This is a genomic window from Mitsuaria sp. TWR114 (assembly GCF_007997345.1).
Map to the genome: position 1 here is coordinate 1 of NZ_VOSR01000452.1, position 3,468 is coordinate 3,468.

Below are 3,468 nucleotides of genomic sequence, written 5' to 3' on the forward strand. Positions count from 1 at the left end.
CGCCGTCGCACCCGCACCCGCCTGGAGGCGCTGCTGCGCGAGCAGAGCGCGATGCAGCGCGACGCCGTGGCCGCGCGCCTGGCGGCGCTGCAGGCGCAGGTGGAGCCGCAGTTCCTGTTCGACACGCTGGTCGACATCGAGCGCGCCTACGAGCGCGCCGACATCGCGGCGCCGGAACAGATGGAGCGCCTGATCCGCCATCTGCGCGTGGCACTGCCGCGGCTGCGCGAGCGCGGCGTGACGCTCGAGTCCGAGGCGGCGCTGCTCGACAGCTACCTGGCCGTGGTGGCCGGCCGACAGCGCGGCGCGCTGCCGCTGTCGACCGAGTGGTCCGCCTGGCTGGCCCCGCGGCCGGTGCCGCCGATGCTGCTGCTGCCGCTGGCCCAGCTGATGCTGCGCGACGCGGCGCGGCTGCCGACCCAGGCGCGGCTGAGCGCCCAGGAAGCCAGCGGCGGCGGACTGCGGCTGCGGCTGTCCTTCGACCGCGGCGGCCTGTGCGGCGAGGAGACCGCGCTGCGCGCGCTCGGCGAACGCCTCGAACGCCTGGACCGCGCGCCAGGCGCGCCGCCGCCGCGGCTGCAATGCCGCAGCAATGCCGACGACACCGAATTCACGCTGGAGCTGCCCGCATGAGCCTTCATTCCGCCGCACCGACCGCCGTCGTCGCCGAGGACGAGGAGACGCTGCGCCATGAACTGATGGACCGGCTCGCGCAGCTGTGGCCGGAGCTGGTCATCGTCGGCGAGGCCGCGGACGGCGTGCAGGCCTTGCGCCTGCTGCAGGAATGCCGGCCCGACGTGCTCTTCCTCGACATCCAGATGCCCGGCGCCACCGGGCTGGACGTCGCGCGGCAGGTGCAGGGGCGCTCGCACGTCGTCTTCGTCACCGCCTACGACCAGTACGCGGTGTCCGCCTTCGACGAGGGCGCGGTCGACTACCTGCTCAAGCCGCTCGAGCCGGCGCGGCTGTTCACCGCGATCCAGCGCGTCAAGCAGCGCATGGCGGGCCCGCCGGCGGACCTGAGCGCGGTGCTGAGCCAGCTCGGCGCCCAGGCCGGCAAGCTGCCGCAGCGGCAGTTCCTGCGCTGGATCAACGCGTCGGTGGGCCAGACGCTGAAGCTGATCACGGTCGACGAGGTGCTGTATTTCCAGTCCGACAACAAGTACACCCGCGTCGCCACGCGCCAGGGCGAGGCGCTGATCCGCAAGCCGCTCAAGGAACTGGTCGACGAGCTCGATCCGCAGCAGTTCTGGCAGATCCACCGCTCGACGCTGGTCAACGCGGCCGCGGTGGCCGGTGTCTCTCGCGACTTCCGCGGCCGCATGCAGGTCAAGCTCAAGGAGAGCGAGGACGCGCTGATCGTCGCGGAGAGCTATACCCACCTGTTCCGGCAGATGTAGGACTGCCGACGCCGCTGGCCTCGCGCATCACGTCATCCCTCCTCTGTCGCCTACATGACCACCGGCCCTGCGGCCGCCTCCCACAATCGTCGGCAAACGACGGGAGACACGCCATGGCCCTGGACGCCACAGCCACCGAGCACACCCACACCCGCATCTGCCCGCTGTGCGAGGCCTGCTGCGGCCTCGAGATCCGCACCCGGACCGCGCCCGAGGGCAGCTCGGTCATCTCGATCCGCGGCAACGACGCCGACCCCTTCAGCCACGGCTACCTCTGCCCCAAGGGCGTCGCGCTGAAGGACCTGCACGAGGACCCCGACCGCCTGCGCCAGCCGATGCGTCGCCGCGCCGACCGCGCCGGCTTCGAGCCCGTCAGCTGGGACGAGGCCTTCGCCGAGGTCGCCCGCCGGCTGCCGCCGCTGCGCGAGCAGTACGGCGCCGACGCGGTCGCGCTGACCATCGGCAACCCGGCCTCGCACAAGATCGGCTTGTTCAGCTACTTCCCGCACCTGGCGCGCGCGCTGGGCACGCGCAACCTGTTCTCGGCCTCGACGCTGGACCAGATGCCCAAGCAACTCGCCTGCGGATTGATGTACGGCCACTGGCTCAGCGTGCCAGTGCCGGACCTGCCGCGCACCGACCTCTTCATCTGCCTGGGCGCCAACCCCATGGTCAGCAACGGCAGCCTGTGGACCAGCCCCGACTACCGCGGCAAGGCCAAGGCGATGCGCGCGCGCGGCGGGCGCATCGTCGTCATCGACCCGCGCCGCACCGAGACCGCCCAAGCCGCCGACGAGCACCTCGCGATCCGTCCCGGCGGCGACGTCTACCTGCTGCTGGGGCTGCTGCACACCGTGTTCGACGAAGGCCTGGAACGGCTCGGTCGCCTGGAAGCGCATGTCGAGGGCCTGGACGCGCTGCGCGCCGCCGTCGCCGACTTCCCGCCCGAGCGCGGCGCCGCGCACTGCGGCATCTCCGCCGAGACCCAGCGGCGCCTCGCGCGCGAATTCGCGACCACGCCCAAGGCGGTGCTCTACGGCCGCTTCGGCACCTGCACGCAGCGCTTCGGCTCGCTGAACAGCTGGCTCATCGACGCGCTCAACATCGTCACCGGCCACTTCGACACCGCGGGCGGCCTGATGTTCCCCAAGGCCGCCGCCTTCGCCGCCAACACGCTGGGCCGGCCGGGCCAGGGCAAGGGCGTGGCCACCGGGCGCCGGCACAGCCGCGTCGGCAAGGCGCCGGAGGTGATGGGCGAATTCCCCATCAGCTGCCTCGCCGAGGAGATCGAGACCCCCGGCGACGGCCAGGTGCATGCGCTGATCACCGTGGCCTGCAACCCGGTGCTGTCCTCGCCGAACGGCGCGCGGCTCGCGCGCGCGCTCGACGGCCTGGATTTCATGCTCAGCCTGGACCCCTACATCAACGAGACCAGCCGCCACGCCGACCTGATCCTGCCGCCGCCCTCCCCGCTGGAGGACTGGCATTACGACATGGTCTTCGCGCAGCTTTCGTGGCGCAACCATGCGCGCTGGTCGGGCCCGGTGCTGCCGGTCGATGCCGACGCCCCGGACGCGCCGCGGGCCGAATGGCAGACGCTGCTGCGGCTGGCGGCCGCCGGCTACGGCGTGCTCAACCTGCGGGCGCGTCACGGCTGGACCGTCGGCGCGCTGCGCGCCGAGCTGAAGCGCCAGGCCGGCGACCAGGCCGAGGCCGTCTTCGGGATGCTCGAGGGCGCGCCGGCCCGGCGCGCTGGCTCGACCTGGGGCTGCGTTCAGGCCCTTACGGCGACGGTTTCGGCGCGAAGCCGGACGGCCTCACGCTGGCCAAGGTGAAGGCCGCGCCGCACGGCATCGATCTCGGCGAACTGCAGCCGCGCGTCCCGGAGATCCTGCGCACGAGCTCGGGCCGCATCGACCTGGCGCCGTCGGCGCTGCTCGCCGACCTCGCGCATGCGGACGCGGCGCTGCGTCACCCGACCGGCGACGAGCTGCTGCTGATCGGCCGGCGCGAGACCCGCAGCAACAACAGCTGGATGCACAACCTGCCGGTGCTGGCCAAGGGCCGC

3 protein-coding genes and 1 pseudogene are annotated in these 3,468 nt (G+C 72.6%); all 4 read left to right on the forward strand.

Annotated features, from left to right (window positions below):
* The coding region (locus tag FUT87_RS16310; RefSeq protein ID WP_186830575.1) for a histidine kinase at positions 1-633 on the forward strand (633 nt) is incomplete at its 5' end.
* Positions 630-1,400, forward strand: coding sequence for a LytTR family DNA-binding domain-containing protein (locus tag FUT87_RS16315; RefSeq protein ID WP_091720425.1), 771 nt, complete (start codon positions 630-632; stop codon positions 1,398-1,400). The genes FUT87_RS16310 and FUT87_RS16315, both read left to right, overlap by 4 nt.
* A 113-nt stretch (positions 1,401-1,513) precedes the next feature.
* Positions 1,514-3,235 (forward strand): molybdopterin-dependent oxidoreductase, encoded by a 1,722-nt coding sequence (locus tag FUT87_RS16320; protein ID WP_255511877.1) that lies wholly within the window; start codon positions 1,514-1,516, stop codon positions 3,233-3,235.
* Positions 3,232-3,468 (forward strand): annotated as a pseudogene (locus FUT87_RS30815) (molybdopterin oxidoreductase family protein); the annotation flags it as partial. The gene FUT87_RS16320 and the pseudogene FUT87_RS30815, both read left to right, overlap by 4 nt.

Coding starts and splice junctions, on each gene's coding strand:
- FUT87_RS16315 (WP_091720425.1), top strand. CDS start 630: ATGAGCCTTCATTCCGCCGCACCGACCGCCGTCGTCGCCGAGGACGAG.
- FUT87_RS16320 (WP_255511877.1), top strand. CDS start 1,514: ATGGCCCTGGACGCCACAGCCACCGAGCACACCCACACCCGCATCTGC.